Origin of the sequence: Amycolatopsis sp. (assembly GCF_035546795.1) — a bacterium.
Classification (GTDB): domain Bacteria; phylum Actinomycetota; class Actinomycetes; order Mycobacteriales; family Pseudonocardiaceae; genus Amycolatopsis_E.
In genome coordinates this window covers 101,752-120,424 of the sequence record NZ_DASZWC010000016.1, presented here as the reverse complement: position 1 = coordinate 120,424, position 18,673 = coordinate 101,752, and the positions used below count along the sequence as shown (strand labels likewise).

At 69.7% G+C, this 18,673-nt stretch carries 21 protein-coding genes, 2 tRNA genes and 1 riboswitch; of the genes, 15 read left to right on the top strand and 8 right to left on the bottom strand.

Annotated features, from left to right (window positions below; all coding sequences use genetic code 11):
• The first annotated feature begins 21 nt into the window (after positions 1-21).
• The 3 genes from cimA (at position 22) to VHD82_RS11415 (ending at position 3,015) form a co-directional block, all read left to right on the top strand.
• Entirely contained in the window at positions 22-1,626 is a 1,605-nt protein-coding gene (cimA, locus tag VHD82_RS11425) for a citramalate synthase (protein ID WP_325700860.1), read from the top strand.
• Positions 1,627-1,701: 75 nt separating this feature from the next.
• A complete protein-coding gene (locus tag VHD82_RS11420) occupies positions 1,702-2,238 on the top strand; it encodes a cupin domain-containing protein (RefSeq protein ID WP_325700857.1) in 537 nt (178 codons plus the stop codon).
• Positions 2,239-2,244: 6 nt separating this feature from the next.
• The gene (locus tag VHD82_RS11415; RefSeq protein ID WP_325700854.1) at positions 2,245-3,015 is read left to right on the top strand and encodes a fumarylacetoacetate hydrolase family protein; all 771 of its coding nucleotides are present in this window, start codon (positions 2,245-2,247) and stop codon (positions 3,013-3,015) included.
• On the opposite strand, the gene VHD82_RS11410 is transcribed toward VHD82_RS11415, so the two are convergent.
• Entirely contained in the window at positions 2,993-4,225 is a 1,233-nt protein-coding gene (locus VHD82_RS11410; RefSeq protein ID WP_325700851.1) for an FAD-dependent oxidoreductase, read from the bottom strand. The two genes, VHD82_RS11415 and VHD82_RS11410, sit on opposite strands and share 23 nt — an antisense overlap.
• A gap of 87 nt (positions 4,226-4,312) precedes the next feature.
• Here VHD82_RS11410 and gltX point away from each other — a divergent pair, with 87 nt between their 5' ends.
• From gltX to VHD82_RS11390, 4 genes are all read left to right on the top strand, one after another.
• Positions 4,313-5,791: a glutamate--tRNA ligase gene (gene gltX, locus VHD82_RS11405; protein ID WP_325700848.1), complete on the top strand. Its 1,479-nt coding sequence runs from the start codon at positions 4,313-4,315 to the stop codon at positions 5,789-5,791.
• A 173-nt stretch (positions 5,792-5,964) separates the two neighbouring features.
• Positions 5,965-6,660, top strand: coding sequence for an HAD family hydrolase (locus VHD82_RS11400; protein WP_325701257.1), 696 nt, complete (start codon positions 5,965-5,967; stop codon positions 6,658-6,660).
• A gap of 92 nt (positions 6,661-6,752) precedes the next feature.
• Positions 6,753-6,824: transfer RNA gene (locus tag VHD82_RS11395), tRNA-Gln, on the top strand.
• A gap of 66 nt (positions 6,825-6,890) precedes the next feature.
• A tRNA-Glu gene (locus VHD82_RS11390) sits at positions 6,891-6,963 on the top strand.
• A gap of 115 nt (positions 6,964-7,078) precedes the next feature.
• Here the strand turns inward: VHD82_RS11390 and VHD82_RS11385 are convergent.
• Positions 7,079-7,720 carry a TetR/AcrR family transcriptional regulator gene (locus VHD82_RS11385; protein WP_325700845.1) on the bottom strand — a complete coding sequence of 214 codons (642 nt, stop codon included), beginning with the start codon at positions 7,718-7,720 and terminating at the stop codon, positions 7,079-7,081.
• Between the two features lie 92 nt (positions 7,721-7,812).
• Here VHD82_RS11385 and VHD82_RS11380 point away from each other — a divergent pair, with 92 nt between their 5' ends.
• Positions 7,813-8,883: an aldehyde reductase gene (locus VHD82_RS11380; protein ID WP_325700842.1), complete on the top strand. Its 1,071-nt coding sequence runs from the start codon at positions 7,813-7,815 to the stop codon at positions 8,881-8,883.
• 10 nt (positions 8,884-8,893) lie between these two features.
• Here VHD82_RS11380 and VHD82_RS11375 read toward each other — a convergent pair whose 3' ends face one another.
• Complete coding sequence (locus tag VHD82_RS11375) at positions 8,894-9,337, bottom strand: nuclear transport factor 2 family protein (protein WP_325700839.1); 444 nt, start codon at positions 9,335-9,337, stop codon at positions 8,894-8,896.
• Positions 9,338-9,351: 14 nt separating this feature from the next.
• Positions 9,352-9,714: a DoxX family protein gene (locus tag VHD82_RS11370; RefSeq protein WP_325700836.1), complete on the bottom strand. Its 363-nt coding sequence runs from the start codon at positions 9,712-9,714 to the stop codon at positions 9,352-9,354.
• A gap of 147 nt (positions 9,715-9,861) precedes the next feature.
• Between VHD82_RS11370 and sigJ the strand changes: the two genes are divergently transcribed.
• Positions 9,862-10,743: an RNA polymerase sigma factor SigJ gene (gene sigJ, locus VHD82_RS11365; RefSeq protein ID WP_325700833.1), complete on the top strand. Its 882-nt coding sequence runs from the start codon at positions 9,862-9,864 to the stop codon at positions 10,741-10,743.
• A 10-nt stretch (positions 10,744-10,753) separates the two neighbouring features.
• Here the strand turns inward: sigJ and VHD82_RS11360 are convergent, their stop codons facing one another.
• Positions 10,754-12,376: a thiamine pyrophosphate-binding protein gene (locus tag VHD82_RS11360; RefSeq protein WP_325701254.1), complete on the bottom strand. Its 1,623-nt coding sequence runs from the start codon at positions 12,374-12,376 to the stop codon at positions 10,754-10,756.
• 2 nt (positions 12,377-12,378) lie between these two features.
• The gene (locus VHD82_RS11355) at positions 12,379-13,158 is read right to left on the bottom strand and encodes a cyclase family protein (protein WP_325700830.1); all 780 of its coding nucleotides are present in this window, start codon (positions 13,156-13,158) and stop codon (positions 12,379-12,381) included.
• 149 nt (positions 13,159-13,307) lie between these two features.
• A riboswitch (adenosylcobalamin (AdoCbl) riboswitch) is annotated at positions 13,308-13,456 on the top strand.
• A 7-nt stretch (positions 13,457-13,463) separates the two neighbouring features.
• Between VHD82_RS11355 and VHD82_RS11350 the strand changes: the two genes are divergently transcribed.
• The 6 genes from VHD82_RS11350 to VHD82_RS11325 all read left to right on the top strand — a co-directional run bounded on the left by VHD82_RS11350 (position 13,464) and on the right by VHD82_RS11325 (position 17,507).
• A complete protein-coding gene (locus VHD82_RS11350; protein WP_325700827.1) occupies positions 13,464-13,679 on the top strand; it encodes a CbtB domain-containing protein in 216 nt (71 codons plus the stop codon).
• A 21-nt stretch (positions 13,680-13,700) separates the two neighbouring features.
• The gene (locus VHD82_RS11345; protein ID WP_325700825.1) at positions 13,701-14,486 is read left to right on the top strand and encodes a CbtA family protein; all 786 of its coding nucleotides are present in this window, start codon (positions 13,701-13,703) and stop codon (positions 14,484-14,486) included.
• Complete coding sequence (locus VHD82_RS11340; RefSeq protein WP_325700822.1) at positions 14,486-15,121, top strand: (2Fe-2S)-binding protein; 636 nt, start codon at positions 14,486-14,488, stop codon at positions 15,119-15,121. The genes VHD82_RS11345 and VHD82_RS11340 overlap by 1 nt, the downstream gene beginning before the upstream one ends.
• Positions 15,118-16,092, top strand: a complete 975-nt coding sequence (locus VHD82_RS11335; RefSeq protein WP_325700820.1) for a pirin family protein — start codon at positions 15,118-15,120, stop codon at positions 16,090-16,092. The genes VHD82_RS11340 and VHD82_RS11335 overlap by 4 nt, the downstream gene beginning before the upstream one ends.
• Before the next feature lie 61 nt (positions 16,093-16,153).
• Positions 16,154-16,915 (top strand): IclR family transcriptional regulator, encoded by a 762-nt coding sequence (locus VHD82_RS11330; protein WP_325700817.1) that lies wholly within the window; start codon positions 16,154-16,156, stop codon positions 16,913-16,915.
• Positions 16,902-17,507, top strand: a complete 606-nt coding sequence (locus VHD82_RS11325) for a bifunctional 4-hydroxy-2-oxoglutarate aldolase/2-dehydro-3-deoxy-phosphogluconate aldolase (RefSeq protein WP_325700814.1) — start codon at positions 16,902-16,904, stop codon at positions 17,505-17,507. The genes VHD82_RS11330 and VHD82_RS11325 overlap by 14 nt, the downstream gene beginning before the upstream one ends.
• On the opposite strand, the gene VHD82_RS11320 is transcribed toward VHD82_RS11325, so the two are convergent.
• Together VHD82_RS11320 and VHD82_RS11315 are read right to left on the bottom strand one after the other, a co-directional pair.
• Positions 17,504-18,133, bottom strand: a complete 630-nt coding sequence (locus tag VHD82_RS11320; protein WP_325700811.1) for a helix-turn-helix transcriptional regulator — start codon at positions 18,131-18,133, stop codon at positions 17,504-17,506. The genes VHD82_RS11325 and VHD82_RS11320 overlap by 4 nt on opposite strands.
• A 21-nt stretch (positions 18,134-18,154) precedes the next feature.
• Positions 18,155-18,655 carry a hypothetical protein gene (locus VHD82_RS11315; RefSeq protein ID WP_325700808.1) on the bottom strand — a complete coding sequence of 167 codons (501 nt, stop codon included), beginning with the start codon at positions 18,653-18,655 and terminating at the stop codon, positions 18,155-18,157.
• Positions 18,656-18,673: the final 18 nt, after the last annotated feature.

The window sequence follows — 18,673 nt, the reverse complement described above, 5'->3', positions numbered from 1 at the left end:
TCTCACCACGAGGAGCACACCGTGACCCGCACGGAGCCCGCCGGCACACCGCTCGGTGACGAGTTCCACCTCTACGACACCACGCTGCGCGACGGAGCCCAGCGCGAGGGGATTTCGTACTCCGTCGCCGACAAGCTCGCGGTGGCAAGGCTGCTCGACGAGCTGGGTGTCGGCTTCATCGAAGGCGGCTGGCCGGGCGCGCTGCCGAAGGACACCGAGTTCTTCGCCCGCGCCGCGAAGGGGGAGCTCCAGCTGCGGCACGCGGCGCTGGTCGCGTTCGGTTCCACCCGGAAAGCGGGCAATACAGCGGAAAAAGACGCACAGGTTCGTGCGTTGCTCGACGCGCAGGCCCCGGTGGTCACGCTGGTCGCGAAGTCCGATCGCCGCCACATCGAGCGCGCGCTGCGGGTGGACGTGGCGGAGGCGTGCGCGATGGTTTCCGACACGGTCTCGTTCCTCGTTCGCGAGGGGCGGCGTGTTTTCCTTGACGCCGAACACTTCTTCGACGGTTACGCCTACGATCCCGAAACTTCGCTGCGGGTGCTGGAAGCCGCGGCCGAGGCGGGCGCGGACGTGATCGTGCTGTGTGACACCAACGGCGGCCAGTTGCCGCTCGGCCTGGCCGAAACCGTGCGCGAGGTCAAGGCGCGCACCGGTTACCGGCTCGGCATCCACTGCCAGGACGACACCTCCTGCGCGGTGGCGAACAGCATCGCCGCCGTGCAGGCCGGGGCCAGCCATGTGCAGTGCACCGCGAACGGTTACGGGGAACGGGCCGGCAACGCCGATCTGTTCGCCGTGACGGGAAACCTGGTGGCCAAGCTCGGCAAGGAGGTCCTCCCGAACGGAGCGGCCGCCGAGCTGACCCGCGTCTCCCATGCTCTTGCCGAAATCGCGAACATCGCCCCCGACACCCACCAGGCTTACGTCGGGGCGTCGGCCTTCGCTCACAAGGCGGGGTTGCACGCGAGCGCGATCAAGGTGGATCCGTTGTTGTACAACCACATCGATCCTTCTTCCGTCGGCAACGACATGCGGGTCCTGGTCACCGAGATGGCCGGCAGGGCCAGCCTGGAGCTCAAGGGACGTGAGCTCGGGGTCGACCTTGCCGGCCGGCCTGAAGTCGTCACCAGGGTGGTGGAGAAAGTGAAGCGGCTGGAGGCCGGTGGCTGGTCCTTCGAGGCCGCCGACGCTTCGCTGGAGTTGTTGCTGCGCAAGGAAGTCGGCGAGGACCTGGGCGAGCCGCCGTTCACACTGGAGTCCTACCGCGTGGTGCTCGATCACCGTGGTGACGGCGAGACCATCTCCGAGGCCACGGTCAAGGTGCACGTCAAGGGCGAGCGGGTGATCGAGACGGCGGAGGGCAACGGCCCGGTGCACGCGCTGGATGCCGCGCTGCGCAAGGCTTTGCGGCCGTTCCTGTCCTGGTTGGACAGTGTGGAGCTCGCCGACTACAAGGTGCGCATCCTGCCCGGGCACCCCGGCACGGACGCGACCACCCGGGTGCTGCTGGATTCCAGTGACGGCGAGCGCGAATGGACCACCGTCGGCGTGCACCCGAACATCGTCGAGGCCAGCTGGCTGGCCCTGTGCGATGCGCTGGTGCACAAGGACCTTCGCGGCTGAGGGTGGATTCGCCCCCGTTCGGCGGCAAGGACGGGCCCGGCATCGTGAGTCTCGGTAGGGACGGAGGTTTCGCCGATGCTGGACATCGTCGCCTGGGCGGAAAGCAGGGTGGCCGACGGGCACACCGAACTGAACGTGCACCACAGCGCCCGCCCGACGTCCGTGCACGGTGCGCCGGAGGCGAGCGGGCGCGCGCTGGTGAGCAACGGGCTGGTCGGCGCGGACCTGCTGCGGGTGCCCGCCGGTTCGGGTTTCGTGCCGCACACCCATCCCGGCCACCACGTCCTCGTCGTCGCCGGGGTGGGCACGATCACCTACGACGGCCGGATCCACGAGACCCGCGCCGGTCAGGTGTACCTCGTGGAGGGTGCGGTGGCGCACGCCGTCGGGGCGATCACCGACCACGTGATCCTGGCCGTCGGCGCGCCGCACCAGGCCGTCGACGCCGAGGACCGGATGGCCCCGGTGCCGTATGAGGAGGTCATCTCGCTCGACGGCGAGCTGCACTGTCTGATCTGCGACCGGAAAACCGTGGCCCCGCAGCGCCCGCACGATCTCGGCTGCGCACATTGCCCGTGCCCGGCCTGTGTTCACGGCGAGGTCGTAGACTGACGCACCGTGCGGTTAGCTCGGATTGCTCATGCAGGTGGGGTCGCGTTCGCTTCGATCGAGGGGGAGGGCGATTCGGCGCAAGTGCTGGAGATCGCCGAACATCCGTTCGGCAACCCCAATTTCACCGGTAAACGCTGGCCGCTGGCCGACGTCCGGCTGCTGGCGCCGATCCTGCCGAGCAAGGTGATCGCCGTCGGCCGCAACTACGCCGCGCATGCGGCCGAGTTCGGCAACGAGGTGCCCACCTCGCCGATGATCTTCCTGAAGCCCTCCACCAGCGTGATCGGCCCGAACGCGGCCATCAAGCTGCCCGCCGAGTCCCAGCAGGTGGACTACGAGGGCGAGCTGGCGGTGGTGATCGGCCAGCCGATCCGGAACGTGCCGGCCTCCCGGGCGGCGAGCGTCATCCTCGGCTACACGGTGGCCAACGACGTCAGCGCGCGCGACCTGCAGCGCGCCGACGGCCAGTGGGGCCGGGCGAAGGGCTTCGACACGTTCTGCCCGCTCGGCCCGTGGATCGAGACCTCCATCGACGCGTCCGATCTGGCGCTGCGCACCGAGCTCAACGGCGAGGTCAAGCAGGACTCGCGCACCTCGCTGCTGATCCACAAGATCCCGGAGCTGGTCGAGTTCATCTCCGGGGTGATGACCCTGCTGCCCGGCGACGTGATCCTCACCGGCACCCCGGCCGGCGTCGGTCCGATCGTCGACGGCCAGCAGGTCTCGGTCACCATCGAGGGCATCGGCACGCTGACTAACCCCGCTCAGAACGCCTAGCGAACTCCGGCGCGTGCTCGGGCAGGAAGCCGACGCCGACCAGGTAGGCGGGGATCCGCCGCGACGCCGGCACCAGGTTGAGCAGCCGGACGAGCGCCTTGGGCGGCCCGCCGCGGCGGCCTTCGATCGCCGGGCGGACGATGCCGCGGTGCATGGCCCGCTGGATCGCCTGCACCAGGATGGTGGGCAGCCACCGCCGCCGGTGCACCCGGGCCAGGTCCCGGCTGGTGACGCGGCCGCGCCGCAGCGGCTCGGCGAGCAGCCGGGCCGTCGCCACCGCGTCCTGCACCGCGAGGTTGATCCCCACCCCGCCGATCGGTGACATCGCGTGCGCGGCGTCGCCGATGCACAGCGCGCCGTCGACATGCCAGCGCCGCAACAGGTTCAGCCGCACGTCGAGGTGCTTGACGTCGTCGAGCGACTCGATCTTGCCCACCCGGCCGGCGAACTCGGGCAGTGCGTCGGCGATCCGCGCGCGGAACGCGTCCAGCCCTTCGGCGCGCAGCTGCCGGTCGCTGCCTTTCCTTGCCAGGTAAGCGATCTGGAAGTACTCCTCGCGCGGGATGACGATGGCGAAATGCCCCCGGCGCATCCCCGGCACGAGCGTGGCGCGCTCGTCGCCCTCGCGGGGCAGGCGGAACCACCAGGTGTCCATCGGCACCGGGAACTCGCGCGGCATCAGGCCGGCGAGCGTGCGCACGGCCGACCAGCGCCCGTCGCAGCCGACGGTCAGCTCTGCCTCGATTTCCCCGATCTCGCCGTCCGCGCCCTGGTAGGTGACCCCGGTGACCCGGCGCTTGTCGCGGCGCAGGCCGATGATCTCGGCGTTCATCCTCAGGTGGAAGTTCGGTTCGGCGCGGCCGGCGTCGGCGAGCAGGTCGAGCAGATCCCACTGCGGCACCATCGCCACGTACGGATGCGGGATGTTCAGCAGCGTGAAGTCGGCGATGGTGAGGTTGTGGGTCCCGTCGACGGGCAGCGAGACCTGGCTCAGCCTGCTCTGCCGCAGCGCCGCGAACTTCTTGCCAAGGCCCAGTTCGTCGAGCAGCGTGATCGTCGAAGGGTGCACGGTGTCGCCGCGGAAGTCCCGCAGGAAGTCGCCGTGCTTCTCCAGCACCGTGACGTCGACCCCGGCCCTGGCCAGCAGCAGCCCGAGGACCATTCCGGCGGGACCGCCCCCGGCCACGAGGCAGGTCGTGCGCTCACTCATCGTCCGCACCTCTTTTCATCGCTTGTTGAATAACCTCAGGATGGCGTGCGCGGACAGGTTCGTCAAGCGGGATAGGCTGAACGAGCTATGACTGAGAACGCAGTGCGCGCCCGCTTCTGTCCTTCGCCGACCGGTACCCCGCACGTCGGGTTGATCCGCACGGCGCTGTTCAACTGGGCCTTCGCCCGGCATCACGGCGGGAAGCTGGTGTTCCGCATCGAGGACACCGACGCGGCCCGCGACAGCGAGGAGTCCTACGAGCAACTGCTCGACGCGCTGCGCTGGCTGGGCATCGACTGGGACGAGGGCCCGGACGCCGGGGGCGACTACGGCCCGTACCGGCAGAGCCTGCGCCGCGAGACCTACGCCGATGTCGCCGCGCGCCTGCTCGAAGCGGGTGAGCTGTACGAAGCGTTCTCCACCAACGAAGAGGTCGAGGCCCGCCGCAAGGCCGCGGGCCAGGACCCGAAGCTGGGTTACGACAACTTCGACCGCGACCTCACCGAGGAGCAGCGCGAGTCGTTCCGCGCCGAGGGCCGCAAGCCGGTGCTGCGGCTGCGGATGCCCGCCGAGGACCTCGGCTGGACCGACCTCGTGCGCGGCCCGATCAGCTTCCCGGCAGGCACCATTCCGGACCCGGTTCTGGTGCGTGCCAACGGAGATCCGCTCTACACCCTGACCAACCCGGTCGACGACGCGCTGATGCGGATCACGCACGTGCTGCGCGGCGAGGACCTGCTGCCCTCCACGCCGCGGCAGCTCGCGCTGTACGCGGCGCTGCGGCGGATCGGCGTCACCGACTTCACCCCCGAGTTCGGCCACCTGCCGTACGTGATGGGGGAGGGCAACAAGAAACTGTCCAAACGGGACCCGTCGTCGAACCTGTTCAACTACCGCGACCGCGGGTTCATCCCCGAAGGATTGTTGAACTACCTGGCGCTGCTGGGCTGGTCCATCGCCGACGACCGCGACGTGTTCAGCGTGCGGGAACTGGTGGATGCCTTCGAGATCACCAAGGTCAGCGCGAACCCGGCGCGGTTCGACGTGAAGAAGGCCGAGGCGATCAACGGCACGCACCTGCGTGCGCTGCCCGTCGAGGACTTCGTGCGACGGGTGATTCCCTATCTCGCCGCGGCGGGTGTTCTTCCCGAACGGCCGGATGACGAGCAGCTCGCGAAGCTGAGCACGATCGCTCCGCTGGTGCAGGAGCGCGTGACGGTGCTCGGCGACGCCGCCGGGCTCGTCCGGTTCCTGTTCGTCGACGAGCAAACCTTTGCCCCGGAAGAGGATGCGGCGGCCAAGGCACTCGGCCCGGACTCGGAACCGGTGCTGCGGTCGGCCGTCGAGGCGCTGGAGAAGCTGCCGGAGTGGGAGACGCCGCTGATCGAGCAGGCCCTCAAGGACGCGCTCGTGGAGGGGCTGGGTCTCAAGCCCCGTAAGGCTTTCGCCCCGATCCGGGTGGCGATCACCGGTCGCACCGTTTCGCCGCCGCTGTACGAGTCCATGGAACTCCTGGGCCGCGACGTTTCACTCGGTCGGCTGAAGCGAGCTTTGCCGGGCAACTGACGGTAGAGGATCACGATCCCGAATCGACCACGCTAATCACCTTGTCGGCCGAATCGCTGGCGCGCTCTGTCCCCTAACCTCGCTGGGTGGATTTTGCGCGCACGTGCACGACTGCCCCCGACACCGCGCTGGGCGCCCCGGCCGATCCCTGGACTCCACCGAGCCTGCGCTTGGTGTGCCTGGACATCGACGACACGCTCATCGACTTCTCCGCGGCGGGACAGCGCGCACTCGCCGCGCTCATCGGCCGGACCGACATGTGGCCCCTGTGGGAGCACGTGACCGATCGGCACGTGGCGCTCGTGGTGGCCGGGGAGCTCGACTACGCGTCGATGCATCTCAGACGCACGCAGTGTTTTCTCAGTGAGCTCGGGGTGGCGGCCGACGCCGAGTACGTCGCCGGGTTCGAATGCCGGCGCAAGGAGCAACTGCGGTTGTCCTGGCGGCTTTTCGAGGATGTGCTGCCCTGCCTGGACTGGCTGCGGGCGGCCGGCGTGCTGCTGGCCGCCGTGACCAACGCCTCGGGCAACCATCAGCGCACGAAGCTGGCCGACCTCGGGCTCGCCCGGTTCTTCGATCACGTGGCCATCGCCGGCGAGGTCGGTGTCGCCAAACCCGATCCAGTGATGTTCCACTCAGTCTGTGCCACACTCGGCTGTGACCCGTCCGAGGCTGCCCACGTGGGCGACAAGCTGCAGACCGACGCCGTCGGCGCACGCGACGCCGGGCTCGAGGGCGTCTGGCTGGACCGGCACGACGTGGCGGGGGAGGATCTGCCGGACGGGGTGCACGTCATCGCCGGTCTCGACGAGCTTCCGCAGCTCCTGGTCAGTGAGTTCGCCCGGATCGGCGTGCCCGCGCAGCGGTGAGAACGGGCCCCGGTTTCGGCTCCGTCCGGCGGTGGGCTAATATTTCTTTCCGGCGGTGCTGGTCCGGTTCGCGAGCGGAACGGCAAAACCGTTGGGGTATGGTGTAATCGGCAGCACGACTGATTCTGGTTCAGTTAGTCTAGGTTCGAGTCCTGGTACCCCAGCTACGAAGTGGAAAATCTGCTCTGGTAGGTTACTCCTCGCAACACGGCAACACCTGAAGTTCCTAAGCCCCCGTCGTCTAGCGGCCTAGGACGCCGGCCTCTCACGCCGGTAGCGTGGGTTCGAATCCCATCGGGGGTACAGACAGCAATCAGCGCCCACTCGACGAGTGGGCGTTTTTGCTTGCGGACATGGTCCCTCCACTGTGGACACAAGTCGTGGCCGGGGAGTCGATGGTTGTTCCACCGTAACGGTTCTAGGTGCGATCCACGCCCGTCGCCCCTGAAAGCAAGCCCTGGAGAAGTGCCGAAACCTGAGCGGTCAGCTCGGGCACGTCGGAGCCGCGGTCGGCGGTCATGTGGTCGAGTGGGCCGTCGATGGACAGCATCGCGAGCCCGGCGGCGATCGACCACACCATCGTCACCAGTGGCACCGGGTCACCGGGCGGCGCGTGCCCGGTTCGCTGGCAGTCGGTCACGGTGTCGGTGACCAGTCGCAGCACGGCGTTCACCAGGGTCTCGGTCGCCGGGTCCTTGCGCGGGTGGGAAAGCTCCGGCCGGTACATCAGCTGCGAGTACGCGGGATGCGACCGGGCGAACCGTACGTACGTCTCGATCATCGCGCCCAGTGCCCTGACCGGAGATCGCGAAGCTCCGTGCGCCGCACGCAGGTCCGCGAGGAGTTGTTCATAACCGCGTGCCGCGATGGTGTTGAGCAGGGCCGCCCGGTCCGCGAAGTGGTGGTAAGGCGCGCCGGGGCTCACCCCGGCTTCGCGCGCGACGCGGCGGAGGCTGACGGCGCCGATGCCTTCCGACTCGATCAGCGTGAGGCAGGCGGTGATCAGTTCCTCGCGCAGGGCGCCGTGGTGGTACGTGGATCTTGTCTCGCTCGGCGACATGGTGCCGAGCGTAGCCGGGGTTGACAGCTGGAACCGACCGATCTATACAGTGTTTAGAATCTAATCACCGCATAGATCGAGAGGGTGACTCCATGGCTGTCGATCGGGTGCTGGTCACCGGCGCGACGGGGTTCCTCGCCGCGCACTGCATCGAGGAACTGCTGACCCACGGCTACCGGGTCCGCGGCAGCGTGCGGGATCTGCGGACCGCGCAGACCGCACACCTGCGCGAGATCGCCGAACACGCCGGTGGTGAGCTCGAGTTCGTCGAGGTGACGCTGGACTCCGACGCGGGCTGGGCGGAGGCCGTCGCGGGGTGCGCCTACGTGCTGCACGTCGCCTCCCCGTTCCCCGACCGCATCCCCAAGGACGAGAACGAGCTGATCAAGCCGGCCGTCGAGGGCACGCTGCGGGTGCTGCGCGCCGCGAACGCCGGCGGGGTCCGCCGCGTGGTGCTGACCTCGTCGGTCGCCGCGATCAGTTACGGGCACGACGACTCACGCACGCTCACCGAAGCCGACTGGACTCTCCTGGACGCCGCCGACGCCTACCCGAAGAGCAAAACCCTCGCCGAGCGAGCGGCCTGGGAGTACGCCGGGGAATCCGGGCTGGAGTTGGTGGCGATCAACCCGGGGGCGATCTTCGGACCGCTGTTGCGCCCGCAGCGCCCCACCTCGATGGAGGCGGTCCGGCGGATCATGAGCGGCCAGCTGCCCGCACTCCCGCGCATCGGCTGGTCGCCGGTCGACGTCCGGGATCTGGCCACGGCCCACCGCCTCGCGATGGAGCAGCCCGAGGCGGCGGGAAACCGTTACATCTGCGCCGGCTCGCACCTGTGGATGCGTGACATGGCAAGGATTCTGGCCGGGGAGTACGCCCCGCGCGGTTACTCGATCGCGACCCGGTCGATGCCCTACTGGCTGATGTGGATCCTCGGCCGCTTCGACTCGACCGTCCGGCTGGCGCTCGGGTTCTACGGCCACAACCAGACTGTGAGCGCCGCCAAGGCCGCGGACGAGCTTGGCTGGACGATGCGCCCGGTCCGGGAGACCATTGTGGACGCCGCGGAAAGCCTGATCCGCCACGGGGTCGTCACCGCCAAGGGAGACCCGCGCCCGTCTACAGTGGACGGATCGTCGCTCCCTCAGCGGTCCAGGCGTTGATCCCGCCCCGTCACCGTGCTGGCGGCGCCGTCCCCAGCAGGGGAGAGGTGTCGATGTACCTGACCTGGTAGATGCGGCTGGTGAACTTCCAGCCTTCGGGTGTGCGCCGGTATTCGTCGTGGTACAGCGCGTAGTTCTGGTGCGAACTGCCGTCGCGCAGGCGGCCGAGCTCCGAGACGTAGGTGCGGCCGGACGCGGTGTCGCCGTCCACCCGGATCGAGCCGGCGTGCGTGTTCTGGATGAAAACCTCCCAGAACCCCTGCGCCCGCTCGACTCCGGCGCGGATGTCCGCCCGGCCGGTGAACTCGAGCCCGGCATCGGGGATCTGCCACGTGCCGTCTTCGGTGAACAGCGCCGTGAAGCGGTCGAAGTCGCGCATCGTCGCCGCGTCGGTGAACTCGCCACGCAGCGCGTCGATCTCGAAACGGTCCGCAATGGACTGGAAGTCGGTCATCGGTTTTCTCCTCGTCACATCGAATACGGGCCGAAGCGGCCCCACGCCACGACCGCGCCCAGCGCGAGCAGCACCAGCGTCACGACGATCCCCTGGGTCTCGCGGCGCCGAAGGTGGGTGAAGCACGCGCCCGCCATCAGCAGCGCCACGCCGATGGCGGCGAGCGGCACCAGCACCTCGGCGATCCCGAGCGCGGCGGGCAGGATCAACCCGATCGCGCCCAGCACTTCGAGCGCGCCGATGAGCCGGAGGGTGCCGGGGCCGAAATCCTTGCTGGAGGCGGCGAGTTTTTCCTTGGGCTGCGCCAGTTTCGTGGCGCCGCTGGCGAGGAACACGGCGCCCAGCAGGCCGGCGATGATCCACAGCGTGATGTTCATGGTTTTCCCGTTCGCTGGAGGGTGTCGTTCTCGGCGATATGACGAAGCGGCCCGCCGTAATGTGAGGCGCCGTGCCGCCCTCACAAACCGGTGCGGTGTTTCGTCGGACCGGTGCTGGGCAGTGCTGAGCAAAAGGGAGTCTGCGGGATGAGCGGTCAACCGGAACCAGGCCTGGACGTGATCATGAGCGAGCGGCGTCAGCTCATCAATCTCGCGTACCGGCTGCTCGGTTCACTGGCCGAGGCCGAGGACGTGGTGCAGGAGACCTACGCCCGTTGGTACGCGATGACCCGGGCACAGCAGGAAGCCATCGAGACGCCCGGCGCCTGGCTGACGAAGGTCGCCAGCCGGATCTGCCTCGACCTGCTCGGCTCGGCACGCGCCCGGCGTGAGCGCTATGTCGGCGAATGGCTGCCGGAGCCGTTGCCCGAACGCACGGACGTCAGCGTGGCCGACCCGGCCGACCGGGTCACCCTCGACGAGTCGATCAGCATGGCCTTCCTCGTCATGCTCGATTCGATGACCCCCGCCGAGCGGGTCGCGTTCATCCTGCATGACGTGTTCCGCTATCCCTTCAAGGAAGTCGCCGACATCGTCGGCCGCACCCCGGCGGCCTGCCGCCAGCTGGCTTCGTCGGCCCGGCGCCGCGTCCGCGAAGGGCGGACTCCGACGGAGCCGCGCGCCGACCTCGTCCGGGAGTTCAAGCGGGCCTGGGAAAGTCAGGACATCAACGCGCTCATCGGCCTGCTCGACCCGGACGTGACAGCGGTCGGCGATGGCGGCGGCCTCGTCAACGCCGCACTGCGCCCGGTGACCGGCCGCGACCAGGTGGCGGACTACTTCGCGATGCTGAGCGGGCTGGCCACCCATGCGACCATCGAGGAACGGCTGGTCAACGGCAGGCCGGGCCTGGTGTCGCGGCAGGACGACGACATCACCGTGCTGGCTTTCGACTTCGTCGGCGATCGCATCACCCGCATCTGGGCGGTGCGCAACCCGGAGAAGCTCCGGCCCTGGCTGCCAGGCTGATACGCCCGTTTCAGTGCCCGTGGAAGGCTTCGGCGAGCCACCACGAGCCGCCGTCGTCGGTGATCTTCGCGTCGATCACCAGCGGGGCGTCCCGTGGCCCGTCGAGCCATTCCCCGACGGCGGCGAGATCCGCGACCGTGCGCACGGTGACGCCGGTGCACCCGAACCCGCGTCCGATGGCGGCGATGTCGGTCGGCGGGAACCGCACTGTGGCGTGGTTGCCGCGGAAATGGTGCACCTCGGCGCCGTATGCGGCGTCGTTGTAGACGATCACGACGAGCGGGAGGTGGAGCCGGACGGCGGTCTCCAGATCGGCGACGGCCATGTGGAACCCGCCGTCGCCGAGCGCGGCGACGGGAAGCCGGTCCGGCTGGGCCAGCGCGGCGCCGAGCGCCGTGGCGAGGCCGAGCCCGATCGACTGGAATGCTTGCGTGAAACAGAAACCGCGCTCGTCCGGCACTCGCAGGTAGGCGCTGGGGTAGCCCATGAAGTTCCCGGAATCGACCGAGACGACGCGCTCCGCCGGGAGAATCCGGTCCAGTTCGGCGCTGAGCGTCCGCGGGTCGATCTGCGTTTCGGTGGACTCGTCGGTGTACTCGGCCGGTGACCAGCGAGCCCTGGCCGCGATCTCGTCGCGCAGCCCGGGGGAGCGGTAGCCGTCCGCGCGTTGGCCGAGCCTGCCGAGTACGGCGGATGCGGTGAGCCCGCTGTCGCCGAGCACGCCGACGTCGATCGGCCGCTGTTCACCGAGCGCGCGCTGCTCGACGTCAACCTGGGCCAGGCGTGTGCCGGGGCCGATCAGCTTGCCCTGCTTGGTGGTCCACCGGTTCAGCGCGCAACCCCAGCCGACGATCAGGTCGGCTCCGGTGATCAGTTCCGCGGTCAGGGGCGAGGCGAAGCCACCGGAAATCCCCAGCGACCACGGGTTGTCGTGGAACAGTCCGTTGGCGACCGCCGACGTGGCCAGCAACGCGCCACAGGCGTAGGCCAACGCGCCGATTTCGGCGGCCGCGCCGCGCGCCCCACGCCCGGCGATGAACACCGGGCGTTCGGCGGCGCGGATCAGGTCGGCCAGCGCGGCCACGCCGTCCTGGTCCGGTTCGACGGCGGGAGCGGGCTGGACCGACACCGTGCCGGGCTCGGGTGCCTGCATCGCCTGGACGTCGAGCGGCAGGTTCAGCACCACCGTCCGGCGCTCGTGCAACGCCGTGCGGTAGGCGTGCAGCGTCTCGGCCACGGCTGTCTCGGGGGAGCGGACGCGGTGTGAGAGCGCGCCGACCGAGCGCACGAGCGCGTCCTGGTCGATGCGGAAGTTGTTCAGGGGATCGGATTCCGGCGTGTCCGCGGTGAGCACGAGCATCGGGGTGCGGCTCTTGGCGGCCTCGCCGATCCCGGTCATCGCGTTGGTCAGCCCGCAGCCCTGGTGGGTGGACACGATGGTCACCCGGCCGCTCATCCGCGCGTACGCGTCGGCCGCGGTCGCCGCCGCGCATTCGTGCCGGGTGGCGTAGAACTCCACCCCGCCGGCCCGCAAAGCGTTGGTGACGTGGAAGTTTCCGCTGCCGATGACCCCGAAGACCGGGCCGGCGCCCAAACGCGCCAGCACCGTCCCGGTCAGCTCCGCGACCAGCACGCTCACACCGCCCGTTCCACCAGTGCGTAAACCCGCGCCGGACTGCCCGAACCGCCCACGATCGGCAGCGGCGACACGACGAGCAGCGCACCCGTCGGCGGCACCAGCGCGAGGTTCCGCAATTGCGTCAGGCCACATTTCCCGGCACCGAGAATCCGGTCGTGGCAAGGGAAAATCGGGTCCAGCTCGGCGGCACGGCCGGCGTCGGTGCCCACCGTCTCGACCCCGAACCCGGCGATGGGGGCCTGCTCGGCCAGCCACTGGGCACAGTCCGGCGAGACACCGGGCGTGTGCGACGCGCCGTCGGCCACGTTGAGGAACTCGTCCTGGCTCGCGGAGCGGGTGTCCCAGCCGGTGCGGTAGAGCAGCCAGCCGCCTTCCGGGAGCGGCCCGTGCTCGGCCTCCCACGCCTGCACGTGCTCGATCTCCAGCAGGAAGTCCGGGTTCCCGGCGACCTCGCCGGACGCGTCGAGTACGGCGGCCGGCGCGACCAGTGTGCGCAACGGGATCTGGTCGACGCTGGCCCCGTCCTTGCCGGACAGCCAGTGGTTCGGCGCGTCGACGTGCGTGCCGACGTGTTCGCCGGTGTGGATGTCGTTCCAGTACCAGCGCGGCCCGCGGTCGTCGTACCGGCTGATCTCTTCCAGCCGGAAGTTCCTGGTGTTCGCGAACGGCGGCGGCAGCTGCAGAATCGGGGTGGACTCCGACAGTGGCGCGGTCAGGTCCACCACCTCCACCCGCTCGTCGCGCAACGCGGTCAGGAGTTCGGGCAGTACGGGCACGGTGACCTCCTCGGCACTCGGACCCCGCACTCTATAGCCGGTGACCGCGCTCTCCCAGCACGCTGCGTCGGCACCGCCGGCCATGGGCACCCGGGTGATGAATCGTGCAAGGCGGGTCACTTCGATTGACGCAGTGACAGCGGCGCCCGTACTGTCAGCTCCGCGTGACGGTTCCGGGAAGCTGGTGAGAATCCAGCACGGTCGCGCCACTGTGAGCCCGCGTAGCCGGGCGAGTCAGGTCCAGGAGCCGTCACGATGCCCAACTCGAAACGGGACGCGTGATCCCTGAAGGAGGCTTTCCAGCCATGACTGCCATCCCCGCTGACTCCACCACCGCCACCCCGGTCGTCCTGCCGGTGACGAAGGCGGTGCTGTGGCTCGCCGGAACCGTGTTCCTGGCGCTGGCGCTCTACTACTTCATCGGCGTCGACCAGGGTGCCGTGTCGGTGTTCGGCAGTGACACGCACATCCACGAGTTCGTGCACGACGCGCGCCACTTCCTCGGCTTCCCCTGCCACTGATCCGCGGGGAGAAAACCGAACATGGAAACGAAACTGATCCTGCGCGGCGTGCTCGCGGGCGCGCTGGCAGGGCTGCTCGCGTTCGTCTTCGCGCGCGTTTTCGCCGAATCGCCGATCCAGGCCGGGATCGACTACGAATCCGGGCGGGAAGCCGCCGAGCACGCGCTGGAGAACGAGGCGGCACACGAGCACGCGGAGCTGTTCAGCCGCGCGGTCCAGGGCAACCTTGGCATCGGGCTCGGCATGGTGCTGTTCGGCGTCGCGATGGGCGCGCTGTTCTCGGTCGTGTACGCGGTTTGCCTCGGCCGGACAGGCAAGTTGCGGCCGCGCCCGCTGGCGCTGCTCGTGGCCGGCGCCGGGTTCGCCGCCATCTACCTGGTGCCGTTCGTAAAGTACCCGGCGAACCCGCCGGGCATCGGCGGCTCGGACACGATCGGCGAGCGCGGCAGCACGTACCTGGTCATGGTGCTGGCGTCTGTCGTGTTCCTCGGCCTGGCCCTGTGGCTCGGCAGGCGACTGCAGCCGAAGCTGGGCAACTGGAACTCGACGCTGGTCGCGGGCGCGGCGTTCCTCGTCGCGATCGGCATCGTGATGGCGCTGCTGCCGTCGTTCGCCGAAACCCCGGAGCCGCTCCGGGACGAGGCCGGCGCGATCGCCTTCCCGGGATACCCGGCGGACGTGCTGTTCCAGTTCCGGCTGTACTCGGTTGGCGCGCAGATCGTGCTGTGGGGCGTGCTCGGGCTGGTCTTCGGCCCGCTGGCCGAGCGGCTGCTCACGAGCCGGAAGGTGGCCGGGGCGGCCGTCTGATGCTGGAATCGCTCGGCCCGTTCTTCGCGGTGGAAACCCATACCGCGGCACCGGGGGCGCCCTGGCGGGAGTTCCACGAACCGGACCTGACAGCGCGAGTGCGTGCGGTGCGGCGGCACCTGGCTCGTGACCGGCCCGAGGAGGCTGTGGAGCTGCGTGTCGCCGCCTCGGTCGCGCATCTCGGTCTGGCCGCGCGGCTGCTCTCGCCCGCGCTGGCGCTGAACGCGTCGTGCGGGCAGGTGCCGGCGGACGTGTGGTGGCAGGACGTGGTCGGCGGCGCAGTGCCGCTGTCGGTACGGCCGGTGACGGGGGAGCTGACCGTCAGGCTGCTCGACGGGCTCGGGGCGGCGGTCCGGCCGTTTTCCGTTTCGCCACAAGTGTTGTGGGGCAACGTCGCGTCCGCCGTCAACGGTGCCGTCACGATGATCGACGCCGCGGCCCCCGACTGGGCGGGTCGTGCCCGCGAACTGGCGGCGGAGCTGCTGGCGCGGCCGCCGTTGCGGGGTACGAGCACGGTCGTCGGCGGGCGGTTCCGGCGGCGCAGCTGCTGCCTCATCTACCGTGCCGCGCCTGGGGGAACGGGCCCCGTTTGCGGCGACTGTGTCCTGCAGGACGCGGTTAGCATGCGAAGGTGAGCAATGTCGAGCGTGATCCGGCGGAAGTGGTCTGCGTCGCGGGGGAGAACCCGGCCGCCGTGGAAATACTGGAGCCGCGCGAAGTTCCGCTCGGCGGGCCGCGCGCGCTGAAGGTGCGGCGCACGCTGCCGCAACGCAAACGCAGCCTGGTCGGCGCGTGGTGTTTCGTCGACTCCTACGGTCCGACGCCGTCGCTCGCCCCGCGCACGATGGACACCCCGCCGCATCCGCACACCGGATTGCAGACGGTGAGCTGGCTCTATGCGGGCCGGATCGAGCATCGCGATTCGGTCGGCACTCTCGCGCACATCACGCCCGGACAGGTGAACCTGATGACCGCGGGCGCCGGGATCCAGCATTCCGAGGTGTCCACGGCGGACGCCCGGCCGCTGCACGGGGTGCAGCTGTGGGTCGCGCTGCCGGACGAGCACCGGCACGTCGCCCCGTTCTTCGAGCATTACGTGCCGGAGCCCGTGCGGTTCGGCGACGCGACGCTGCGGGTGTTCGTCGGCGAACTGCTCGGCTCGAAGGCCACCGTGACCGGTTTCACGCGGCTGGTCGGCGCCCAGCTCGACCTGCCGGCCGGGGCGAGTGTCCGGCTGCCGATCGAGCGTGAGTTCGAGCACGGGCTGGTCGTCGACGCCGGTGCACCCACGTTGCAGGGCGTGCCGGTGCCGGCCGCGCGGCTCGGCGTCGTGGGTACCGGACTGTCCGAACTGGACATCGAGGCAGGCACGGAACCGTTGCGTGCCTTGCTGATCGGCGGCGAACCGCTCGGCGAGCGGATCGTGATGTGGTGGAACTTCGTCGGCCGCGACCACGACGAGATCGCCGCGCTGCGCGAGCAGTGGCAGGCCGAAGTGATCCACGGCGGCACCCACTCGGGGCGGTTCGGCCGCGTGGACGGCTACGACGGCGAGCCGCTGCCCGCGCCCACTCTGCCGAACGTTCGGCTACGTCCCAGAGACTGACCCTGTAACGTGTGCATATAAAGTAGAGGCATTGCAATATATGCAACGGAGGCGTGCGTAGGTGTCGCAGACAGTGGCCCGCGCGATCGAGATCATCGGGTTCGTCTCCCGGCAGCACCGTGCGCTGGGCGAGGTCGCCGACCACCTCGGCGTACACAAGTCCAGGGCGCTGCGGCTGTTGCAGACGTTGGAGGAGAACGGGTTCGTGCGGCGGGTACCCGAAGGCGGGTACGGCATGGGTTTCCAGCTCATCGCGCTCGGCCAGCTGGCGCTGGAGCAGGTGGAGGTGCGCTCGCTCGCGCAGCCGGTGCTGCGTCGGCTGCGCGAGGAGCACGGGCACACTGTGCACCTGGGTGAGCTGGCCGGCGACAGGATCGTCTACGTCGACAAGATCGACGGGCGCGGCACCGTCGCGATGGGCTCGCGGATCGGCCTGCCCGCGCGCACGCACACCGCCGCGGTGGCCAAGGTGATCACCGCGTGCCAGGACGAGGCCATCCGCGCGCGGATCCTCGACGCCGCGGAGTTCACCCGCTTCACGCCCGCGACGATCGTCGATCGCGCGGCGCTGGAACGGGAACTCGTGGCGACGCGCGAGCGCGGCTGGGCCGAGGACGACGGCGAGCACGAGGACTACATCAACTGCGTCGCACTGCCGATCTTCGACGCGCGCGGGCAGGTCACGCACGGGATTTCGGTCACCGCGCTGAAAGCCGTCGCGCCGTTGTCGCGGCTACGCGCGGAGATCGGGGATTTCCGTGCTGCCGCACAGGAAATATCGCAGAGCCTTGGGTGGCGAGGAGACGAACATGGACAGCGCTGAGTTCTTCGAACAGCGGCTCACCGGCAGCCCGGTGCTCGGGATCTTCCGGGGCTCGGGCCCGGCGGAGACGGTCGAGGCCTGCGAGCGGGCCTGGGATTTCGGCGTGGAGCTGGTCGAAATCCCGGTGCAGTCGCCGGACGCGATGCCGTCGCTGCGCGCGGCTTTGGAGGTGGCGCGGGCGAGGGGGAAGGCCGTCGGCGCGGGCACGGTGACCATGCTTTCGCAGCTGGCCGAGGTGCACGAACTGGGTGCGGCGTTCACCGTCGCGCCCGGGCTGCACCCCGAGGTGGCGGAGGAGTCCCGGCGGATCGGGCTCCCGCACCTGCCCGGAGTCGCGACGTCGACGGAGATCGCGTCGGCGCTCGCGCGAGGTTACACGTGGCTCAAGGCATTCCCGGCCGCGCAGCTCGGTTCGGAGTGGATCACCGCGCAGCTGGCGCCTTTCCCGACGGTGCGTTTCGTTGCGACGGGCGGGATCGGCGCGGCCAACGCCGCTGAGTTCCTGGCCGCGGGCTGCCGCGGTGTGGCCGTGGGTTCCGCGTTGTCGGACCCCGCTTCGCTGCCCGCCCTTCGTGCCGCCGTGTCCACTTAGGACTTACGGCATTCGGCAAGGTCGGTGTAGAGCGAAGCGCGGGAGATACCGAGCCGGGCCGCGATTTTCGGCGCCGCGCCACGGACCGCGAAGACGCCGCGCTCGTCGAGGGCCTTCAGCAGCGGCAGGCGTTCGCGGCGGCTCAGGGTGCCGACCGGCTTGCCGAGGGTGCGTTCCTCGGCCCGCACCACGGCTTCCACGACTTCGTCGAAGTCGTCGGTGAACGTGGTCGACGGGACCGGCGGCGCGGCCAGGCCCGCCAGCCCGGCCAGGTCCGCCAGCATGTCCCCGGCCTGCTGCAACGCCGTCACGTCGAGGTTCACGCACAACGCACCCACGAGGGCGCCGTCGTCGTCGCGCAGGGGGAGCGTGGACGATTTGACCGTGCGGCCCGAAGGCGTCCTCGTCACGTAGTTCAGCTCCGCCGTCGCGTCCTCGCCACGCGCCAGCATGCCCAGCCCGATCTCGCTGATCGCCCCGCCGAGGTGCCGCCCGGTGACGTCGCCGCCCACCGCGACCACGGACCGCTCGCCCAGCCGGTAGTCGTGCAGCACGACCTCGCACGAGCGCCCGAACGTCGCCGCGAGCCCCGGCACCACCTGTTTCAGCGCCTCGATCACATCCACCGGCTCACCATAGTGAACCGGTCAGGTCTCCAGCAGCGCCTTCAGCGCCGCCAGCCGCTCCTGCCACAACGCCTTCGACCGGGCCACGGCGGCGGTATCGGCGAGCTTTTCGTGCGCCAGCGCGACCTGTGCCTTCCCACCGCCTTTGGACACGAAGCCGACGGCGAGCCGCGTCCCGTCCGGCCAGTCCGCACGCCAGCTCTTCGGCGGTGTCGCTGTCCGGACCGTGGCGCCCGCATGCACGGCGTCGGCGGTGAACGCGTCGTACAACCGCTCGATCGACACGGCGACGGTTTTGCTCGCAGTGGCGGAAAAACCGCCGCCGCGCGCCTGGTTCGGCGCGCGCAGCCCGCGCGCCCGCTCGTATTCCACGGTCACGTGCTGCGCCCACCAGTTGCCGATGCCCTGCGTGCCCAGCCAGTCGACGATCTCGCCGTGCGAGCGTTCCGCGGCGCCCCACTCGTCGAGCGCCGCGAACCAGTCGTCCCAGTCGCGTCCCGTGCGTGCCCGAACCGTTGCCATCGCGATCACCTCACCGGA